This is a genomic window from Runella aurantiaca, assembly GCF_003339505.1.
Classification (GTDB): domain Bacteria; phylum Bacteroidota; class Bacteroidia; order Cytophagales; family Spirosomataceae; genus Runella; species Runella aurantiaca.
Genome location: NZ_QPIW01000026.1, coordinates 29,861 through 50,117 on the forward strand (window position 1 = coordinate 29,861; position 20,257 = coordinate 50,117).

Annotated in this window: 15 protein-coding genes; 6 read left to right on the forward strand and 9 right to left on the reverse strand. The window is 46.1% G+C overall.

Going from position 1 to position 20,257, the window contains the following annotated elements:
- The first annotated feature begins 86 nt into the window (after positions 1 to 86).
- The 4 genes from DVG78_RS23355 to DVG78_RS23370 all read left to right on the forward strand — a co-directional run bounded on the left by DVG78_RS23355 (position 87) and on the right by DVG78_RS23370 (position 5,123).
- Positions 87 to 1,673: an arylsulfatase gene (locus DVG78_RS23355; RefSeq protein WP_229598302.1), complete on the forward strand. Its 1,587-nt coding sequence runs from the start codon at positions 87 to 89 to the stop codon at positions 1,671 to 1,673.
- Positions 1,674 to 1,714: 41 nt separating this feature from the next.
- On the forward strand, positions 1,715 to 2,644 hold the full coding sequence (locus DVG78_RS23360; RefSeq protein ID WP_114463454.1) for a DUF4886 domain-containing protein: 930 nt from the start codon (positions 1,715 to 1,717) through the stop codon (positions 2,642 to 2,644).
- Positions 2,645 to 2,661: 17 nt separating this feature from the next.
- Entirely contained in the window at positions 2,662 to 3,528 is an 867-nt protein-coding gene (locus DVG78_RS23365; protein ID WP_114463506.1) for a CE1 family esterase, read from the forward strand.
- A gap of 194 nt (positions 3,529 to 3,722) precedes the next feature.
- Entirely contained in the window at positions 3,723 to 5,123 is a 1,401-nt protein-coding gene (locus tag DVG78_RS23370; protein WP_114463455.1) for a sialate O-acetylesterase, read from the forward strand.
- Positions 5,124 to 5,248: 125 nt separating this feature from the next.
- Here the strand turns inward: DVG78_RS23370 and DVG78_RS23375 are convergent, their stop codons facing one another.
- The 6 genes from DVG78_RS23375 to DVG78_RS23400 form a co-directional block, all read right to left on the reverse strand.
- A complete protein-coding gene (locus DVG78_RS23375; RefSeq protein WP_114463456.1) occupies positions 5,249 to 5,617 on the reverse strand; it encodes a helix-turn-helix domain-containing protein in 369 nt (122 codons plus the stop codon).
- A gap of 18 nt (positions 5,618 to 5,635) precedes the next feature.
- Complete coding sequence (locus DVG78_RS23380) at positions 5,636 to 5,932, reverse strand: type II toxin-antitoxin system HigB family toxin (RefSeq protein ID WP_114463457.1); 297 nt, start codon at positions 5,930 to 5,932, stop codon at positions 5,636 to 5,638.
- A gap of 140 nt (positions 5,933 to 6,072) precedes the next feature.
- Positions 6,073 to 6,903, reverse strand: coding sequence for a DUF6973 domain-containing protein (locus DVG78_RS23385; protein WP_114463458.1), 831 nt, complete (start codon positions 6,901 to 6,903; stop codon positions 6,073 to 6,075).
- 15 nt (positions 6,904 to 6,918) lie between these two features.
- Positions 6,919 to 8,253 (reverse strand): peroxiredoxin family protein, encoded by a 1,335-nt coding sequence (locus DVG78_RS23390; RefSeq protein WP_114463459.1) that lies wholly within the window; start codon positions 8,251 to 8,253, stop codon positions 6,919 to 6,921.
- 273 nt (positions 8,254 to 8,526) lie between these two features.
- The gene (locus tag DVG78_RS23395) at positions 8,527 to 11,604 is read right to left on the reverse strand and encodes a PVC-type heme-binding CxxCH protein (RefSeq protein ID WP_114463460.1); all 3,078 of its coding nucleotides are present in this window, start codon (positions 11,602 to 11,604) and stop codon (positions 8,527 to 8,529) included.
- A gap of 109 nt (positions 11,605 to 11,713) precedes the next feature.
- Positions 11,714 to 12,817, reverse strand: coding sequence for a hypothetical protein (locus DVG78_RS23400; RefSeq protein WP_114463461.1), 1,104 nt, complete (start codon positions 12,815 to 12,817; stop codon positions 11,714 to 11,716).
- Positions 12,818 to 12,994: 177 nt separating this feature from the next.
- Here DVG78_RS23400 and DVG78_RS23405 point away from each other — a divergent pair, with 177 nt between their 5' ends.
- Both DVG78_RS23405 and DVG78_RS23410 read left to right on the forward strand, forming a co-directional pair.
- Complete coding sequence (locus DVG78_RS23405; RefSeq protein WP_114463462.1) at positions 12,995 to 14,818, forward strand: ABC transporter ATP-binding protein; 1,824 nt, start codon at positions 12,995 to 12,997, stop codon at positions 14,816 to 14,818.
- A gap of 63 nt (positions 14,819 to 14,881) precedes the next feature.
- Entirely contained in the window at positions 14,882 to 17,434 is a 2,553-nt protein-coding gene (locus DVG78_RS23410; protein ID WP_114463463.1) for a TonB-dependent receptor, read from the forward strand.
- Positions 17,435 to 17,437: 3 nt separating this feature from the next.
- On the opposite strand, the gene DVG78_RS23415 is transcribed toward DVG78_RS23410, so the two are convergent.
- The 3 genes from DVG78_RS23415 to DVG78_RS23425 form a co-directional block, all read right to left on the reverse strand.
- Complete coding sequence (locus DVG78_RS23415) at positions 17,438 to 18,355, reverse strand: Rpn family recombination-promoting nuclease/putative transposase (protein WP_114463464.1); 918 nt, start codon at positions 18,353 to 18,355, stop codon at positions 17,438 to 17,440.
- A gap of 54 nt (positions 18,356 to 18,409) precedes the next feature.
- Positions 18,410 to 19,579, reverse strand: a complete 1,170-nt coding sequence (locus DVG78_RS23420; protein WP_114463465.1) for a sialidase family protein — start codon at positions 19,577 to 19,579, stop codon at positions 18,410 to 18,412.
- 198 nt (positions 19,580 to 19,777) lie between these two features.
- Positions 19,778 to 20,188: a c-type cytochrome gene (locus tag DVG78_RS23425; RefSeq protein WP_114463466.1), complete on the reverse strand. Its 411-nt coding sequence runs from the start codon at positions 20,186 to 20,188 to the stop codon at positions 19,778 to 19,780.
- Positions 20,189 to 20,257: the final 69 nt, after the last annotated feature.

The window sequence follows — 20,257 nt, forward strand, 5'->3', positions numbered from 1 at the left end:
CATGATGATTATGCAGGTTTTGAGAAACGGCCCGCACACTGTGGGATTCAGTTTTCTCAAAACCTGTCTTTTTTCAACTGATTCGTATGAAAACAAAATATAGATTTACCGTCGCGTCGCTGGTCTTCTTGGGCCTGAGCGGATTAAGTTTTGGCCCACCCACCGCCACCGTTAAGCCCAACATTATCGTCATCATGGCCGATGATATGGGCTTTAGCGACATCGGCTGTTACGGTTCTGAAATTCCCACACCTCATTTGGACAATCTGGCCAAAAACGGCACAAAATTCACGCAATTTTACAACGCGGCCCGTTGCTGTCCTAGTCGGGCGGCGTTGCTGACGGGGGTGTATCCGCATCAGGCAGGAATGGGCGAAATGGTGGTTACGAAGGTAAAAGACCGTGCGCAAGAAAACCCCTATCAAGGTTGGCTAAGCAAACAAACTGCCACCGTGGCCGAAATGCTGAAAGCGTCAGGTTATCAGACATTTATGTCGGGTAAATGGCACGTGGGCGAAGAGCGCGCCGATTGGCCATTGCAGCGCGGTTTTGATAAATATTTTGGCCTCATCAGCGGAGCCACGAGCTATTATGAGGTGTTGCCCGGTCGGTTGGTGCTGGAAGACAACGAGCCGTATACCCTGCCCAAGGATTTTTACATGACCGACGCCATCAGCGACAAAGCCGTGGAGTATATTTCGTCCAACGAAAAAACAAAACAGCCCTTCTTTATGTACGTTGCTTACACCGCGCCGCATTGGCCGTTGCACGCGCCCGATGAAGAAATCCAAAAATTTCGGGGCAAGTACAAGAGAGGGTGGGATGAATTGAGAAAAGAGCGATTTGTGAAACAACAGAAAATGGGCCTCTTTGGTAAAAAATACGCGTTGCCCGAACGTGATGCTGACATTGCCGCTTGGGAAAACACCACCAACCAAGACGAATGGGATTTGAAAATGGCTACCTACGCCGCCATGGTGAGCCGCATGGATGCGGGCATTGGAAAAATCGTCGAAAAACTGCGCGCCAACGGGCAGCTCAATAACACGATGATTGTGTTTTTGTCGGACAATGGAGCCTGCGCTGAAGTGCTAGATGCCCGCGCCAAAAAAGATTTGGGCGAGGCAGCTTATACCGTTTCGTTGACAACGCCAGCGGGCCAAAAAGGCTCTTATACCACGTATGGTAAAGAGTGGGCCGCTTTGGGCAATACTCCTTTCCGAATGTACAAGCAGTTTACGCACGAAGGCGGCATCGCTACCCCCATGATTGTACATTATCCCAATGTTATAAAAAAGGCATTCCAAACTTCGCAGGTCGGGCACATCATCGACCTCCTCCCGACGATTCTGGAAGTGGCGCAGGTGAAACAACCGCTTACGATGAACCAACAGAACCTTAAGCCCATCGAAGGCAAAAGTTTGGTGCCCATTTTGCAGGGAAAAACCCGTAAAGGACATGACTATATCGCGTGGGAGCATTTCGATAACCGTGCCATACGACAAGGAAAATGGAAGTTGGTAGGAATGAAAGGTAAAAGCCAATGGGAATTGTATGACCTTGAAAACGACCGTACCGAAACCCAAGATTTGGCGCAGGCACACCCCGAAATTGTAGCCCAATTAACCGAAAAATACCGCCAATGGGCGGCGAAAGTGGGAGTGAAAAAGTAGGGTTTTTAGGCAATAAATTCATTATCAGCTAAATATATAGTATGCAAAAATGTTCAATACGTACTCGTCAGTTACTGCTGACTTTATTTTTTTTATTTATTCTTCAATGTGTTTCGGCGCAGAAACAGCCGTTAAGGTTGTTTTTGATTGGGAATAGCTTTTCGCAAAATGCCACCCAGTTTCTGCCCGAGTTGAGTAAAGAAGGCGGGCACGAACTCATCATTGGAAGGGCTGAATTGGGTGGATGCTCTTTGCAGCGCCACTGGGAACACGCCGCCGCCGCCGAAGCAAATCCTAACGATGAAAAAGGAAAGCCTTACAAAGGGAAATCGCTAAAAATGCTTTTGTCGGAAGGGAGTTGGGACGTGATAACGCTTCAGCAATACTCCAAAATTTCTACCGATTTGAGCACGTACGAACCGTATGCCACTAAGCTCTACGAATACGTCCGTAAACTCCAGCCCAACGCCCGCATCGTTTTTCATCAAACGTGGGCTTATCGGTCTGATTCTAACGATTTTGGGCAGCTGACCGAAGGAGGAGAGGCTAAAAATGAGCAAGAAATGTGGGAAAAATCGCGGGCTGCGTACCGAGCCACCGCTGCCTCGCTTCACGCAGCGGTCATCCCGACGGGCGATGCATTTTGGCAAATGAGTTCCAGTCGGAAATGGACGTACCATCGGGATAAAAACTTCGATTTCAAAAATCCAACAATGTCCAATCTGCCCGATCAAACGAACTCTCTCCACGTGGGTTATGCGTGGAATAAAGAAAAATTAAATTTTGATTCGCACCACGCCAGTCCAGCAGGGTGTTATTTGGGGGCATTGGTTTGGTATGGTTTCTTGTTTCAGGAATCGCCAATCAAGCTGACTTTTACCCCGAAAAACGTACCTGCTGATTTTGCAAAACAGCTGCGGAAAACCGCGTGGAAAACCGTAAAAAAAGAGTTGAAGGCTTCGGCTCACTAACTGATAAATACATCGTTATGCAAAAAAATCTATTTATCTACTTCTTAGTGTTCCTCGTCCATACTGCCCACTGCCAACTGGTGAGCGACTCGGTGCTGATTGAAGGTCATTACCGTACCTTCCATTTTCTGACACCTGCCGATAAGCAGTCTTCTTTGCTGTTTGTTTTGCACGGCTCAGGGGGCAACGGGCGTGGACAGCGAAACGGAGCCCAGAAATTGGAAGCCATTGCTCCCAATGAAAACATTTTAATGGTATATCCCGACGGCTACAAAAACTATTGGAATGAATGTCGGAAAACGGCGCAGTCGGCGGCAAACATGGAAAACATCAACGACAATGCGTTTTTTCAATCCATGATTACCTATTTCGAGCAAAAATACGCCATCAATCCTAAAAAAGTATTCGCGGTAGGCACTTCGGGAGGCGGGCACATGGCGTATAAGTTGGCGCTGACGATGCCCGAACAGTTCAGAGCCATTACCGCGCTTATTGCCAACTTACCCGACACCAATAACATGGATTGCGCCGAAAAACGCATGGCGATTCCCGTGATGATTGTCAACGGTACGGCCGACCGCACCAACCCCTACACTGGTGGGGAGGTGTTGACCAACGGTATCAGTCTTGGCTTTGTTCGCTCCACCGACAGGACGTTCAAATATTGGTCTGAACTGGCGGGATATGCAGGCAGCCCCAAAATGGAGGCGCTGCCCGATACCGACCCAACCGACGGCCGCACCATTGAGCGCTATACGTATAAAGAACCTGGCAAGCCCGAAGTAACCCTCTTAAAAGTACTGAACGGCCAACACAATTCCCCGCGCGATATTGATGTGTATCTGGAAGCATGGGCGTTTTTTAAGCGGCAAATGATGGAGTGATACTCGTGTGTCAGGGCGGTTTCTCAAGCCCATGATTCAGGTTTCTTAAAACCTGAATTTTTTCCGAAACCGTGCCCATAAATGAGGTTGTTGTTGGAAAACACCAGCAACTACGAAACGGTAAAAATTATCAATAAAGTTAGCCAAACAAATTAATTCAGTTGGGATATGCACTCCTAAAACCTCCTCAAAAAATGAAAAAACTCTTCCTTCTCCTCTTTCTTTTCCCACTCTTCGCCGTTGCCGATGTGTACTTGCCGGCTATTTTTAGTAGTAATATGGTGTTGCAGCAACAATCCAACGTAACGGTATGGGGATGGGCGCAGCCGGGCGAGAGGGTAACAGTTACGGGGAGTTGGCAAAGTGAAACGGTCAGTGTGGTGACCAACGAAAATGCTGTTTGGAAATTAACTATTACTACCCCCAAAGCAGGAGGCGGACCGTATACGTTGAGCATTCAGGGAAGAAATAAAATTGTGCTGGAAAATGTCCTGATGGGTGAGGTGTGGTTGTGTGCGGGTCAATCCAACATGGAATGGAGCGCCGACCACGGCGTAAAAGACGCAAAGGCGGAGTTGCCGACGGCCTACAATGCCAACATTCGTTTTTTTAAAATGCCCAAACTCACCGCCGAAACGCCCCAAACCGACGCCAAAGGAATCTGGACGGTTTGTGATTCACTGACGTTAAAGCGGTTCAGTGCCGTGGGATATTTTTTCGGTAAAAAACTCAATCAATCGCTCAATGTGCCCATCGGCTTGATTGATGTAGCGTGGGGCGGTTCGTACATCGAATCGTGGATTCCAGAGCATTTGGTCAATCTCTTCCCCAACACCCGTACCTCGGCCGAAACCATGATTCCGAGCAAAGGATGGCCGCGACAGGCGGGATATATTTACAACGGCATGGTAGCACCCCTCACGCCGTTTGTCATTGCGGGGGCGTTGTGGTATCAGGGCGAGTCCAACCGTCATTATCCTTCTACGTACTACCAACTCATGCACCTGATGGTGGATACGTGGCGGGGCGCGTGGCAGAAAGACTTTCCGTTTTACTACGTTCAAATTGCCCCTTTCAACTACCGCGATACCACCGAATTTAAAGCCCCCGCCGTGCGCGAGATGCAAACCCGGGCCATGGACATTCCGAAATCGGGTATGGTGGTCATTACCGATTTGGTCGATGACCTTAACAACATTCACCCCGTGTATAAAAAAGAAGTCGGCAATCGGTTGGCGGGTTGGGCATTGGCAGAGACTTACAATCAGAAGAACGGAAATTATAAAAGTCCGCAGTATAAATCTTTGCAAGTAGAAGGCAACAAAGCCATCGTTTCGTTTGACCACGCCGAAAGTGGTCTTGCCGCCAAAGGAGGCCCGTTGACTGAGTTTGAAGTCGCGGGAGCAGACCACGTATTTTACAAAGCACAGGCCCGAATTGTCAAAAACAACGTCGTTGAAGTCACCTCCGATAAGGTTAGTCAGCCCATAGCGGTGCGTTTTGCGTTTCGGGATACGCCCGTTCCAAACTTGTTCAACAAAGAGGGTTTACCCGCCATTCCGTTTCGAACTGATGATTGGAAACTAGGACGTTGAGAGAAAGGATGTTGGTGGAAAAACCAACAACGGCAAAATACATCTGCTGCCTCTTGTGCTGCTCAATAGGAGGTTTTAGACCTTTATGAGGTGACAAAAGTGAGTATTTCTATTCAACTAATTAATCACATAGCCAACAAAGTAGTGGCAGAAATTCCTAAATTATGGTGCAGTTCTTTTATCATTTTAAGACTTAACTTCCTTTTTCCATTCAATACTTCCGACACTCTATTTTCGCCTCCAAAATAGTGGGCCACATCTTTTTGGGAAAGTTTAAGTTCAGCCATTTTATATTTAATAGCCTCAATTGGATTGGGCTTGGGTATTGGATAATGTTTTTTCTCATACTCGCAGGCAAGTATTGTAATTGCCTCTAAAATTTTCTCTTCTTCAGAACCCTCAGGACACTCTAGTAAAAGCTCAATCATTTCATGGGCCTCCGCAAATTCTGCATCATTGGTAATTGGCTTAATCTGAATATTTCTATTTTTCATAACCGTGTCTGCCTTTTGTTATAGGTTAAAAATATCCTTTATTTTATCGTATTCTTTGTGGGTTCCTATAAATCGAACATAAACTGCATGAAATTTATATCGAAAATAGGCTACTAATCTATATTTATTGAGGGCTATGTTAAAAACGACTCTTCCATTTCCAATAATATCAGCATCTTTAAAGTCTTTGATAACTTGGTTTGAGGTTTCATAGGTGTTTTCGTCCATTTTCTCATACCACATCTCTAAGGATGTCCTTGCATCAGGGTATTGGTCCCAAAACTCTTTCAGGGTTTTATGCGAATATATTCTCATAAGAGCAAATGTATCAAAATAGTTCCACAATTTGGGAACTCACCAGAGGCGTTTTTTATAAAATCGTTTCGAACCGATGATTGGTAACTAGGTACGGGAAAGTGACAAAAGGCTATGGAATGTATCAGCCAACGTAAGCCCTACTTATTGCCGCACCCATCCACATACGCAGAAAAGGTACTACCTTGGTCTGCTTTAAAGCCAGGGTTCAATAACACGTAATTTTGGGCATCATAAGTCACTTTGGCCGAAGGTGAAAGAATATTTTGGGCCTGAATATTGGTGCTAACCTCAAATTTGACCGTATCTGTAATGGTGTGATTCAGCGCCAACGAAACCGTACAGGGGTCAATTCTAACCAAAAATTTACTGACGTTCAGGCCAGAGCTATCGGTGTTTTCCAATAAATCCCATGCGGTATTCACATCCGCATTGTGACTTGCCAAAATTTGACTGAGGGTAGATGTAATTACTTTAGGTTCAATGGACTTTAGAAAAAGACTGTCTAACAGTTGATTCACCGTTGTGTAGTTTTTAAAGGAACGCCCCACCAAATTATTGTGCAAATCCATGGCCGAAGCGGCCGTTTTGACCAGCGCCGTTCCTGCGTCATTGTACTCATAGGCCGACGTAAATTGCTGTACAATGTCGTTGGCCGTGGCATCGTTGGCGCCCGCATCTTTCAGTTTTTTGACCGCAAGCGCATTCCAAAGTGAATGTCGGAAAGCGTTGGAACTATTGTCATTTTGGCTTTGTGCACCTACCCCAAAAAATTGGTCGGTATAGGCATTGGCTTCGTTGCCCGCATCAAAAATGAGCGGTGCCTGCGCGGGGTACATGAATGCCAACGCCTCCACGCGGGGATTTAAGCCGAGAGGCTTTGAAAGAAAAAGAGGCAATTGATGGCCTATGGACGCTTTTACGGAAAGACAGCAGAGTAGAAAAACGTACAAAAAAAATGGTTTTAGCATAGATTAAAAGGCCTGTTATATTTTTTTAAGGGCAAGTTCATTTAATTTTATTTGCAATTGTTTTCCTTTCAAGTCTTTTGCAATTACTTTCCCGCTTGGGTCAAGGAGAACAGTCTGAGGGAAGCCTGTTATTTTATAAATTTCAATCAATTTATTAGAACTATCAGATAAAATTTGGGGCCAAGTTACCCCATTTTTATCATTGAATTTCCTTAATTCATCAGAAGTATCTCCCCCAACAATTCCGATAAATTCAAAACGGCTTTTATCAAGACCTTTGTAGATTGTGACCAAATTAGGGATTTCTTCCACGCATCCTCTACACCAAGTTCCCCAAAAATCAATAAGTACATATTTGCCTTTGAGACTATCCAATGAAATGGTTTTTTTAGTGGAAAACTCTTTGGCTGAAAATGGTTGAAAAAGATAGCCTACTTGGGTAGAATACACAACCACATCAGAGGGTATTCCTTCTAATTTTACTGTATTATTGAATAAATCCACTCCCTTATTTTTGTATTTTGTTCCCAATAAGCCTCCAATGGTGATATATTGCTCTATTTCAATTAGTTCGTTGTCTTCGATTACTTTATTTTGCACCGAGCCATCCATTTCTACAACACTTGCGCTTTCAAAATCAGGACTGGTTAAACCACTCGGAACAACCGCCAATTCATGCTTTTGCCCTTTCTGAATCAATTCAACTATGGCATATCGAGGAAAATTATACCCGAATTGATTTCCGTTGAATTGTTTGATAACGATTGGAATTTCGGCGTCTATTATTTGATGGTTTTGATACACTTGATACTTAACAATTTGTTCATTTAAAGTAGAAGAAACATTTTTATTAAAATCCAATATTTCGGGATAAAACGCTTTTTCGTCGCTGAAGTCAAGATTGTTGTTGGTGTCAACCATAGCCATCCAATTTCCTTCAGAATTTATTCCCCAAATAACATATACGTAGCATTTAATTGGTTTTTTGGAAAGTTTAAGCTCGTCGGGTTGCCATTTCCATGATTTTTGTAGGTAACTGTACATTTCAAAAGTAATATTTTCTGAAACATAATTTTGATAAACTAATTGTCTGATGTTAAGCACAATCATAGATCTGCTTACACTTTGCCATTTAGGAGGAATTCCTTTAATCGGCAAATAGGTTTTAACCCAACCTGCCCCAGCAGGGTCTGTAGAAGAATGTTCTTTGGAAAGCAATGAAAACGCTGGTATAAATGGCCCATAACCCTTCACAATTGTAAGTGGGAGGTGAATGGATGAAATAGGCTCGTCTTTGGTCTGACAACCTATTAGTAAAGCAATTAAGAAAAATGAAGCTCTATTTAGCATATTCTACGGATATTTACTTTCTGGCTTGATTATTACTATATCAATAACAAATATGATAAAATAAACAAACAATTTGCAGAAAGTTTCAATATTAGCCATAATAAAAATACCCGACGCGCACTTGGATTGGCACGTCGGGTATCTGAGTATATATAACACCACAAAAAACGAAAAAGAATTTCGACTTACGTGATAGCTTTTCGTTTGATTAGGTCAAATGTCCAAATTAATCCTTAAAAAGTACTTAAATGTGGCTTAAACTTTGCTTAAAAATTACTTCCGTTTCAAGCTGGATAAATATTCTACCAAGTCCACCAATTCTGGTTGACTCATGGATTCGTGTAAGCCTGCGCTCATGAGCGATTCATCCATTTTTTTCATCGACACCACTTGGCTCATTTTGTAGCTTTGGGTGGTGCCTCCGGGAAATTTGAGCAGTAAATCGGTTTCGGTTTTGCTCGAAACAATCCCCACGGTAGTCGTGCCGTCTTTGAACTTTACTTCATAGCCTTCGTAGCCGAAACTTACCCCTGCACTTGGGTAGAAAATAGCCATATATTGACCATCTTTGCCCAATTTGCTGCCAATTTCTGACAATTTAGGCCCAAAATCGTTGCCTTCACCGTTGACTTGGTGGCAGATAGCGCAGTAATTGGCAAACACTTTTTGCCCGTTGGCGGCGTTGCCCGTCATGGCCATCAGTTCACTTACGGGCGGGAGTTTTTTGCCCGCTTTGCTGGGGGTAGCATCTATGTATTTGGCGGCTTCTATTTTTACATTTTTGCGCCAAGCACCGCTTACGCCCTGCACGGCAGCGGCTTTTAAATCACCGCTAAATTTGCCTTCTTTCAACAGCGCCAATACTAAATCTTCGCCGTCCATGCTGCCGCCTAACGCCCGTGTTGCTTCGGCCCGGAGGGCTTTGGGGCGTTTGGGGTCAAGGGCAATTGCTTTCAGCATGTCGATGGATTGTTTGGTGCCCACACTCCGTAAAGAAGTGACCACACTCTGCGCTTTGGTGGCATCTTTGCCGTTGATGGTCGCCCACAACAGCGGTGCCTGTTCTTGCTTCAACAACTGACGGGCGGCGTCGCGGCCGTCGCGTTGCATGGGCTTTTCGGTGGCCACCTGTAAAAGACGTTTTGACTCCGAGATTGGCTCAAAGCGTTGTACCAAATCCATGTACTCAGAGGTGCCAAAACTGGCATCCAACAGTTTTTGAAGGGATTGCTGCGCCACAGGCGAGGTTTTGACAAAGCCGGGGTCTAAATGGCGCAGGCACAATTTAGCCACGTCATTGTCGGTGTTGCCCTTCATGATGTCCAACAAAGCGTTTGATTTTTCGGTTGCGCCGGGGTTAAAGTCAAACGCGCGGAAATAGCGCAAACGGTCGGTGAGCGGCACATTTTTATCACCTGCCAACGAAGCCAACAACGGCACCGAAGCGGCCGTACGCGCCCGCCATACAATGTCACGGTTTTTAGGCGTGGCCGTAGGATTGGACCCCGCCATTTTGAGCCATGCGTTGTAGAATTTATCCCATTGACCATCGGCCGACACCCCGAGGGCTTCTAAATACCAGCGGTCTTTTCCGTCGTAACGGGTGGCCAATTGGGCCCACACGTCGGCGGCTAAATCGTCGCTGATGTGACGAATCGCCAAAGCTACTTCGCGGCGCACCTGTGCGTCGGGGTCAGCCGCTAAGGTGTTCAAATGTTCAACCGACAACGGCAACACACCTTTGGCGGTAATCTGCCGGGCGGCGCGGATGGCCGTGATTTTGAGGTCAGGGTTGCTATCTTTTAAGGCAAGTTCTACGTATTTAGTGCCGTTGGAAAGTTTCGTCAACAACCACAATGCCCGGGCTTTCATGCGCGGATTGGGGGAGGTCTGGTACATTTTTACGAGGTCACTTTCGGCACTTTGTCCAAGGCTACGAATTTTGTTCCAAGCCATATAACGTACTGAAACATTGGGGCTTTGAATCGCTTTTAACGCTCCTTCTAAGGTGCTGAAATCCGTACTTGGCACTTTGTAAGCCGTATTGGCAGGTGCTACGCGGTAAATGCGGCCTCGGTTCAAATCGCCCGCTTGGTGGCCGCCCACGCCCGGGTCGTACCAGTCGGCGGCGAAGAGTGAACCATCAGGGGCCACGCACACATCCGACGGGCGAAACCACTGATTGCGCTTTCCGTAAAGTACATTTACGATGCTTGCTTTGTAGCCCGCCCCGCTTTTTTCGACGGGATACGAGCGCACCACGTTTGGCCCTGCATCGCAGTGAATCATCTGGTTTTGAAATACTTGTGGCAACATGTCGCCTTCGTAAATCAACATGCCCGTGGGCGAGCCCGCACCCGTTTGGAGCAGGTTGGGGATGGCGCCGGGGTCATTCAGGTGCCAGTGGCGTAGCGGAATTTCTGATTCGATGTTGGTCCGGTTAGCGCTCCAGCTTGCACCCGTCATTTCGTCGGTGTAGCCGTAGTTTCCGTACTCCATTACATAGTTGATGCGCACCCCTTTGTTGCCGTCGTCGTCGTTGTCTGACTGCCACATGGTGCCGTAGCTGTCTACGGCTACTTCGTAGTTGTTACGGAAATTGTGTCCCAATACTTCTACATTTTTGAAGTCTTGGTCGCATCGAAACACCATTCCCTGTTTGTATTTTTTTCGGTCAATGGGCTGTCCGTCTTGGTCCAGTACGGGTTGGCCTTTGCCGTCGAGGAGCTGATTTCCTTCGTTTCCGAAGTTAAAATACAGTTTTCCGTCGTGCCCGAAGGTGAAAGCGTGCATTCCGTGGTCGTGCTGCTCGCCCTTCACTCCCTGAAAGATGATTTCTTTTTTGTCGGCTTTGTCGTCACCATTTTCGTCCGTAAACAGCCACACGTACGGGCTTTGTGAAACCAGCACGCGGTTGCCCATCACCAAAATCCCCAAGGGCGCGTTGACTTCGGGCCCCTGATAAAACACCTTACTGGCGTCGGCTTTGCCGTCGCCGTTGGTATCTTCCAGAATCATGATGCGGTCGCCTTCTTTGTGGGTGGCATTTCCCGTAATATGCGGACGGTAGTTGTAGGCCTCCAACACCCAGATTCGTCCTTTGTGGTCGATGTCGATGTTGGTCGGGTTGGTAATCATCGGTTCCGAAGCATACAGATTGGCTTCCAGCCCGTCGGCTACTTCCAAAGCCCCCACGGCGTATTTCAATTCGTGTTTTTGTTCCTGCGTGAGGGTAGCGTATACACTGTCGAGGGTCGTTTGAGCCCCGCGACTTGGGTTGTCGTTTTGGTAAGTTGCCAACAAAGAGCCAGCCAGCGCCAACCCACCCAGTCCCCAAAGGTATTTTTTCATAAGTATCCGGATTTAGAACATGTCATTTGAACAATTAACTGTTAAAGCAAAATGTTTGGGGTTTATAATGCCTTTTCCGTATAGCTTCTGGGAGACTTGGGGAGGAAAATTATTTTCGAGCGTAAAACATCGCAATATTTTTCAGTCGATACCAATGTTTCGCTTTTACCCACGGGTATTTTCGTTGGGCAAGGGGCACAATGTCGGCCTCTGTAATGTCGCCGTTGAGTTCTTTTTCGCCCATCGCGTAGATGTACGATTCTGCTTCACGGCAGTGCTTTTGAATTCTTTCGGCCTCTTCGGCGGTGATTTGGGGGTATTTTTTTTGTAATCGTTCATAAATGGGCTTGCGGTAATTCTCGCCCCACTCGATGCTCAATTCCATGGCATGATTCAATAGCTCATCGCTGAAACCTAATTCGTTGGTGTTCATCGCAGCGTTGGTGAAGTTGGATAAATCATACTTGGAAAGGTCAAACCCAATTTCAGGAATCGGCGTAAAAACGGCCCGTTGGCCAGAGATGGCGGAAAATTGATCCGAAAAAGGGTACTTTTCTTTTACTTCTTCGGGAAAATGTTTGATGAGGTCGATGCTGTAATACCAGCCATTGGTAAATTGAACCTGAACTTCGTAAAAGCCAAACATGATGTGGCTGAATTCACAGGTAATGATCCATTTTCCATTTTCTTTTTTGGGATTGGGAGCGTAATAGCATTCAGTTTCAAGGCCTTTTACTTTATGAAAAACGCTGATTTGTTCTACTTCAAAAGGCTCTGAATTCAGTTCAATGAGGAGCCGCTGAAAGTGGATGTTCTGAAAAACGGAAACCTGATTTCGGGCCAATATCCCTACCGGAACGTTGGACGGGGCGGGAGCATCGGGAAACCGTAGACTTTTGGTCGTGGTTTTTGTTATCTGAATTCGTCCTTTGAGGGGAGAAAAATTTTGAGAAAAAGGGGCGCAAACAATGGCTTTTTCCTCGGGTACAATCGTCTGAACACCGTCGCCACGGTCCGGTAGTAGGTAGCCTTTGGTTTCGTATTCCCAATCGGCAATGTCCCTCATGCGTTCGTTGGAGGCTTTGCTGATTTGTGCGTGGCTGTAGAGTTGATTTTCTAACTCGAAGAGGGTGCCATCGGGAAAATCCGCGAGGTCTTTGACAAAGAATAGTTGATAGTTTTTGGTGTTCATGGCTTGTGCCTCCGCGCTCATTGATTTACAAAAGCGTAGAAGGTCTTCTTGTTTTATACGTTTCTTTCTGATTTTTTTACCAAAGTAATTCAGATAACCTGTTCGATAAGCGGCCCGTTTATTTTTCGGCACTAATTGCGACTGGTTTCTGTTGCTGTAACGTCAACATTGCCAATCGGCAATTGAAAATTATCAACAATGTCCCAAAAAAATAAACATCAACTCCCCACCATTAAAGCCAGAATATTGGCACTTAAATACTTACCGCTGTTTTTAAAAGAAATTTGGCACACGCAGCCGTGGATGACGGCGACCAATGTGGTTTTACGACTCATTCGGTCGGTGATTCCGTTTTTGACGCTGTATTTGGGAAAGTTAATCATTGATGAAGTAGTATTGCTTATCAATAGCCACTCTACCGATACGCGGCATTTATTGGCGCTGATTGGGATGGAATTGGCGTTGGCGATGAGCTCCGATATTCTGAACCGTATGACAGGGCTATTGGATGGACTTTTGGGCGATTTGCACGCCAATCGGTCGTCGATTCAAATCATGCAACACGCGGCAACGCTCGATTTAACCCAATTTGAAGAGCCGATTTTTTACGATAAGCTCGAACGTGCCCGCCAACAGACTGTTGGACGGACGGCGTTGTTGGCGCAGACATTAGCGCAGGTGCAGGATATTATTACCATTGGTTTCTTGGCTGGCGGTTTGGCGGTGTTTAGTCCGTGGTTGATTTTGATTTTGGTGTTAAGTATTATTCCGGGCTTTTTTGGGGAGTTTTATTTCAATTCGCAAAGTTATGCGCTGTCGTATCAATGGACGCCCCAACGCCGTGAATTGGACTACATACGTTACATCGGAGCGAGCAATGTCTATGCTAAAGAGATGAAATTATTCAGCCTCTCAGGCTTTTTGACGGAACGTTTTCGGGAAGTATCAGCAGCGTATTACTTACAAAACAGAAAGTTAGCCATTCGTCGTGCAGTTTGGGGGGCGCTGTTGGCGGCCGTTGGTACGGCGGGCTATTACGGAGCGTACGCTTTTATCGGTATTGAAACCATTAAGGGGGTTATTACGATTGGGAGCCTTACTTTTTTGGCGGGGTCTTTTAGGCAGTTGAAAGCTTCGCTTGAAGGTATTCTTAACCGGTTTACGACTATCTCTCAGGGAACTTTGTACCTACGAGATTTCTTTGAATTTTTTGACTTACGACCCGAAGTGATTTCTCCTCCCAAACCGCTTCCGTTTCCTTCTGTTATTCAAAAAGGATTTGTGTTTGAAAACGTCAGTTTTAAGTATCCCGGAGCTGAAAGATGGGTCTTTCAAAACCTTAATTTTACGTTGAAAGCAGGTGAAAAATTGGCCATTGTGGGGGAAAATGGGGCAGGAAAAACAACCCTGGTGAAGCTGCTCACCCGCTTGTATGACCCCACCGAAGGGCGTATTTTGCTCGAAGGGCGCGATTTACGGGAGTATGAATTAGGAGAATTACAGCGCCACATTGGGGTCATTTTTCAGGATTACATCCGCTTAATGATGACGGCCCAGAGCAACATTGCCGTGGGAGATATTGACGAACTCAACAACCTTGACCGCATTGCAACGGCGGCTGACCGCAGTTTGGCGTCGGCGCTGATTAAACGTTTTCCTGATGGTTTGCAGCAGGTGTTGGGACGGCATTTCAGCGGAGGGGTGGAGCTTTCGGGGGGGGAATGGCAAAAAATCGCCCTTGCCCGGGCCTATATGAGAGATTCTGATTTATTGATTTTGGACGAACCTACCGCCGCACTCGACGCTCGTGCCGAGTATGAAGTTTTTCAGCGGTTTGCCGAGTTGACCAAAGGGAAAATGGCGCTGTTGATTTCACACCGTTTTTCTACCGTTCGCATGGCTGACCGTATCATTGTGATTGAAAACGGCCAACTCATCGAGTCGGGAAGTCACCAAAGCTTGATGGATAATAAAGGACGCTACGCCGAACTGTTTCAATTGCAGGCTAGGGGATATTTGTAATCGTATTTTGATTTTGTCTTTTTTGAAAAGCGTTATATCTTTGAGGAGATAACGCTTTTCGGGATGAGATTTGGGCAGTTCATAACGTTTATTGGAGTTTTTGCATTGGGGGGCAGCGTTGAAGCCCAGACGCAAGATACCACCTCTCTACAAAACCGTATTTTTCGGTTAGACGAAGTGGTTATTTCGGCTTCGCGTTTGCAAGAAAGTCTGTTGAAATCACCAGTAAGTATTGAGAAAGTGACAATGCAGGATTTTCGTCGTTCGGCGCAGCCGTCGTTTTTTGATGCTCTCGAAAACATCAAAGGTGTTCACTTGATTGTGCCTAGTTTGGGGTTTAAAGTGCTTAATACCAGAGGCTTTGCCAATACCACAAATGTGCGTTTTGCCCAGCTCATTGACGGAATTGATAACCAGTCGCCGCACATTGGCGCGCCCGTCGGCAATGCGCTCGGACCGAGCGATTTGGATATTCTGAGCGTTGAAATTATTCCCGGAACAGCCTCTGCGCTGTATGGGATGAACGCCATCAACGGCTTGGCAAATTTCCAAACCAAAAATCCTTTTGAACATTTGGGGTTGAGTTTTCAGCAAAAATTAGGGGTAAATCACCTGAGTGATAAGGGGGTAACGGCCAAATTGTTCAACGAAAGTAATCTACGTTACGCCCACGCTTGGAACGACCGTTGGGCCTTTAAAATCAACGGGACGTTTACCAAGGGTTACGATTGGCAAGCCACCGACCGCACCGATATTTCCCCCAATATCAATGCCTCTGCCGGACTGAGAGACGTCGACAATCCCGCTTTCGACCCCGTGAGCGGCTACGGCAACGAGTCGGCCAATCGGCGCACGCTGACTTTGGCCAATCGCAACATTGTCGTGGCGCGTACGGGTTATAATGAATCAGATGTGGTTGATTATCATTTTCAGAACCTAAAGGCCGATGCAGGTCTTCATTTCCGTCCTACGAAAGCCGTTGAACTGAGTTACACGTATCGGATTGCCTACCTCAATAATGTCTACCAACGCTCCAATCGCTTTCAGTTAGCCAACTATTTGTTGCAACAGCACGCCTTTCAACTGCGCGGTCGGGCGTTTCAGGTTCGGGCGTATGTTACGTCCGAAAATACTGGTAAGTCCTATAACCTTCGTTCCATGGCTGAGAATATTGACCGTGGGTATAAATCAGATAACCAATGGTTTACGGATTTTCAGGCCCGTTTCAGACAGGTAGAGGGTTCGGTTTCTTGGGCCGATGCCTTGCGTGAAGCCCGTACTTTTGCCGATGCGGGCCGACCGCAGCCCGGCACGGAAGCTTTTACGAATAGTTTAGCTCGTTTGCAGAATATTAACAATTGGGACGTAGGCGCGGCGTTGCGGGTCAAAGCCAAGTTGTACCATGCCGAAGGCCAATGGAATCTGACGGAAGAATGGCTTGAAAAATGGCGAAAACAAACGGGAATTGAAATTTTGGCGGGTTTTGACCATCGTACTTATGCCATTGTTCCTGATGGTAATTATTTCATTAATCCGGAAAGTAACAGCCGTCATCTGACTTATGCCAAAACAGGGGGATTTGTGCAGGCAACGAAAGTATTGTTTGGAGAAAAGCTCAAACTTGGCGCTACCCTTCGCGCTGATAAAGCCGATTACTTCGACCTGAAACTCAATCCGCGTTTTACGGCTGTTTACGCTTTCCATGAAAACCACCATTTTCGGGCATCCTACCAAAGCGGGTATCGTTTTCCGAGCATTTTTGAGGGTTTTTCCAACATCAACAGCGGTGGGGTAAAACGGGTGGGCGGCTTGCCGGTGATGTCGCAGGGGATTTTTGAGAACTCATATATACGCACGTCGATTGATGCATTTCAGGCGGCAGTAAATGCGGGCGTGAACAGATTGGGCGTAAGCAAGCGTGACAGTTTGGTCAAAGCCAACCTCGGACTTCTGCAACGCAATGCGTATACCTACCTCCGTCCGGAGTTTATTCGTTCTTTGGAAATCGGCTACAAAGGCCTCTTTTTTCAGAAACATTTGTTTGTTGATGCAGACTTTTATTACAATCGCTACCAAGATTTTATGGCGCAGGTAGAAGCCAATATTCCGAATGTTTCTACGCCAGATTCGCTGGGCTATATCATGCTCGACCGGTCTAAACAGCAGCGTTATCGCCTCTGGACCAATTCCAAAACCATTGTTCATAATTACGGGGCGAGTCTTGGCGGTCGGTATCGGTTTAGGCAAGGGTGGTTTGTGGCGGTCAATGCTACTTACACCCAACTTGACCGCAAAGAAGCAAATGACGGCTTGGAAGATGGATTTAATACCCCCAAATGGATGACCAATGTCTCCGTTAGTCACGCAAATCTGTTTAAAAATATCGGTTTTGGACTTAGCTACAAACACCAAAGTCAATTCTATTATCAATCGTTTTTGGTCAACGGCAACGTGCCCGCCATCAACGTTTTTGACGGACAGATTACTTATTCATTGCCAAAACAAAAAGTGGATTTCAAACTCGGCGGCACCAATCTCCTCAACCGCTACTATTTCTCCATCCTCGGCGGCCCGCAAATCGGTGGTTTTTATTACGTGACGGTGACGTATCGGTAGGGATTAGGGTCTCTGTTCTTCTTTTATCTGTAACACAAAGTCAACACTCACACCAAAATCTTCGGCAATTTCTTCGACTGTCAGTTTTCCACGACTGAGCGCCTTGATAATACTTTCAGTGATTGCTTCCAGCCTCCCTTCTATTCTCCCTTTCATTTCACCTTCTAATCTCCCTTCCATTCTCCCCTTGGTCTCGCCTTCCATAATGGCCGTGTCAATGACATTCTTTAAATCACGGTAATATTTGAGGCTTTGTTCATAGGCGTTCATTTCGTCGGGCGTGAACTTAGCAATTTCAGCAACGGCAAATAGTTGATCAAAAACTTTTTCCTGCAAAGCTTTTGGCTTACTGTCTAAATAGGGCAGGTGTTTGAGTACGTAGAGCCATTTGTCGTACGTGGTTTCCAGTTCCTCCTCTGTTTTGGTGAAATGGGGCATCTCTAAATACACGAAGGTCAATTTTTTGTAAAATACGCGCCCGTTTTGGTCTTTAAGTTTTACTTCATGACGAACTTCTTTTTCATGAGCATCTTCAGAAAACACAAAATCTAACACGCCTACGGTATAAATTTCGGTCAATTGAAAATCCCACTCTCCGCGTTTGGCCTGTTCTTGAATCGGGAAAGAAGCGTAAAATACGCTGCGGTCTTTAAAATAGTTTTGTTTGGCCTTTTGCATCTCAACAATAAATCGTTCCCCGTTTTTACCAATGCAATACAGGTCAAATATCGCTTTTCGATCAAGCTCCTTAGCGCCAAGGTGTTCGTTTCGAGTGTAGCTTAACTCCGTGATTCGATGCTGTTCAGGCAGTACTACCTGATTCAAAAAGTCAATTAACAACTCTTTGTTTGGCTCGCTGCCGAACAATTTTTTGAATCCAAAGTCGGTAAAAGGATTTATGTATTTTTCAGCAAAAGCCATAATTGCGTGTTTTGTGAACAAAAATACACCTTTAAAGGCGTTATCTCAAAAGCTTTACAAAACCCCAATCTTCCGAAATTTTTTGATTCGGTGGAACGTCAGGTAATTGGCATCGTGGTTGTTGTGGGCGCCGCCTTGGCCGTCGTCGAAGGCAGTGCGGGAAAGGAAGATGATGTCTTTGCCTTCAAAAAGCCAATCTACGTACTGAAAGCCGTGTTTGATGATTTCGGGATGTTGCAAAAGAAGGGTGCGTAAGTCCCAATTACGCAAATCTTCGGAACTGAAAAGCGCTTGGGTGTTGCGAATACTCGCGGGGTTTTTGCCCGGATTTGCGGCTTTGATTTCCTGCGGAATATAATTGGCAACGGTCCAGTATAGTTTGGATTTGGGGTCGTACCGAATGCTGAATTTTTTGCTGCCGCCCGGGAATTTGACAAAGTCTGTATTAGAATCAAAGGTGGCTGTTTTGCCGTCGGCGCTGATTTTGATGAAGGCGGCCTTTTCTTCCAATGTCGATTTGTCATCCACCCGCAACACATCCCACAATTGCCCTGTGGGGTCTACGACGGCGTTTCCTTCAATCCAAGCGCCAAAATTTCCGTTAAGCAAGGTCGAATCATAACGTAATACATTGCTGCTCGTCCAGTTGGCAGCCTTCATGGGGTCGGCCCCCAAGGGAATGGACATCATGAAAGCACCGTAGCGTTTTCCCCATTTTTTGATCGAGCCCATCGCATCTTCCATGGCGCGCCAGAGGCGGCCGTTGTGTTCAATCAGGGGCATGGGTGCACAGTGGTATTCGCCCGCTAAAAGTAGGCCGTTTTCACCGTCGGTTGGCTCACTCCAAGTCACGCCGCCATCGGTAGATTTCCGGATGATGGTGTTGCCGTGGTGTTTGCTTGTGCCCATGAAATACAGCCCTTTTTCATGCACAAAGAGTTTTGACCAAAATTGACCGTTGATTTCAGAAATCTGCGTCCATGTTTTGCCTTTGTCATTGGAGCGATAAATTCGGGAGTTTGGGCGTTCAAACTCATTGGATTTCGGGCCAAACAAATCGTGCGATGCCAGATAATCGCCGTTGGATAAAATACAAATACTCGGTGAGCCGATGTACAAACCCGAGGCCGCCGGACTGTACGCAACCACCGAGCCGGGAACCTGTGCCGTAGCAAAAATCCCTGAAATCAGGAAAATCAAAATTAGAAAACAGTGCTTTTTCATTGTTGGTTGGAGTGGTTTAAGTACTTTGTAAGTATTCCAACAGTTTAAAATTAGATAACGCGCCTAAAATTGAGCTCAAAGCCCCAAAATATCTTGTTTTATACGTACACATTTCCTATATCGACCAAACGGCAGCAATAACTAAAAAAAAACAGATAACACCTCTCAAATGCTATCCGTTGTGCAATGGCGACAGGGTTACTTTTTCGGTTTTACTTCCTCAACCATCTTCGCCGTTACGAGTTTCTTGTTGGAGGTATTGCCCCATGAATTTTGAATGTAATTCATCACATCCGCTATTTCTTCATTGTCTAATCCCGGATTGGGCATCATTCCTTCGTAGGCAACGCCGTTGACGGTAATTTTTTCCGACAGACCGAATTTAATGGCAGCAATGGCTTTTTCGGGGGTTTTGACCAAATAATCGGCTTTGGCAAGTGGTGGGAAAGCTCCCGCAACGCCCTCTCCTGCGCCCATGTGGCACGTAATGCAGTTTTCAGCGTAAATCACTTTTCCCCGCTCCATGCTTTTGGTAAGTGCATCGTCTTGGTGGGGGAGGCTGGCAGAACAAAAAAAGATGCCTGAACAAAAAATGACTAACAGTTTCATGCGAAAAAGTGGTAAGTATGGATAATTCATCAAACACAATTTGAGCAGCTATGGGATTAACATAACTGC

What these genes read in the sequence shown, in the direction of transcription:
- DVG78_RS23420 (WP_114463465.1), bottom strand. Translation starts at nt 19,579, where the DNA reads ATGAAAAAGCACTGTTTTCTAATTTTGATTTTCCTGATTTCAGGGATT.
- DVG78_RS23405 (WP_114463462.1), top strand. Translation starts at nt 12,995, where the DNA reads ATGTCCCAAAAAAATAAACATCAACTCCCCACCATTAAAGCCAGAATA.
- DVG78_RS23415 (WP_114463464.1), bottom strand. Translation starts at nt 18,355, where the DNA reads ATGGCTTTTGCTGAAAAATACATAAATCCTTTTACCGACTTTGGATTC.
- DVG78_RS23375 (WP_114463456.1), bottom strand. Translation starts at nt 5,617, where the DNA reads ATGAAAAATAGAAATATTCAGATTAAGCCAATTACCAATGATGCAGAA.
- DVG78_RS23380 (WP_114463457.1), bottom strand. Translation starts at nt 5,932, where the DNA reads ATGAGAATATATTCGCATAAAACCCTGAAAGAGTTTTGGGACCAATAC.
- DVG78_RS23370 (WP_114463455.1), top strand. Translation starts at nt 3,723, where the DNA reads ATGAAAAAACTCTTCCTTCTCCTCTTTCTTTTCCCACTCTTCGCCGTT.
- DVG78_RS23400 (WP_114463461.1), bottom strand. Translation starts at nt 12,817, where the DNA reads ATGAGCGCGGAGGCACAAGCCATGAACACCAAAAACTATCAACTATTC.
- DVG78_RS23365 (WP_114463506.1), top strand. Translation starts at nt 2,662, where the DNA reads ATGCAAAAAAATCTATTTATCTACTTCTTAGTGTTCCTCGTCCATACT.
- DVG78_RS23360 (WP_114463454.1), top strand. Translation starts at nt 1,715, where the DNA reads ATGCAAAAATGTTCAATACGTACTCGTCAGTTACTGCTGACTTTATTT.
- DVG78_RS23410 (WP_114463463.1), top strand. Translation starts at nt 14,882, where the DNA reads ATGAGATTTGGGCAGTTCATAACGTTTATTGGAGTTTTTGCATTGGGG.
- DVG78_RS23355 (WP_229598302.1), top strand. Translation starts at nt 87, where the DNA reads ATGAAAACAAAATATAGATTTACCGTCGCGTCGCTGGTCTTCTTGGGC.
- DVG78_RS23390 (WP_114463459.1), bottom strand. Translation starts at nt 8,253, where the DNA reads ATGCTAAATAGAGCTTCATTTTTCTTAATTGCTTTACTAATAGGTTGT.
- DVG78_RS23385 (WP_114463458.1), bottom strand. Translation starts at nt 6,903, where the DNA reads ATGCTAAAACCATTTTTTTTGTACGTTTTTCTACTCTGCTGTCTTTCC.
- DVG78_RS23425 (WP_114463466.1), bottom strand. Translation starts at nt 20,188, where the DNA reads ATGAAACTGTTAGTCATTTTTTGTTCAGGCATCTTTTTTTGTTCTGCC.
- DVG78_RS23395 (WP_114463460.1), bottom strand. Translation starts at nt 11,604, where the DNA reads ATGAAAAAATACCTTTGGGGACTGGGTGGGTTGGCGCTGGCTGGCTCT.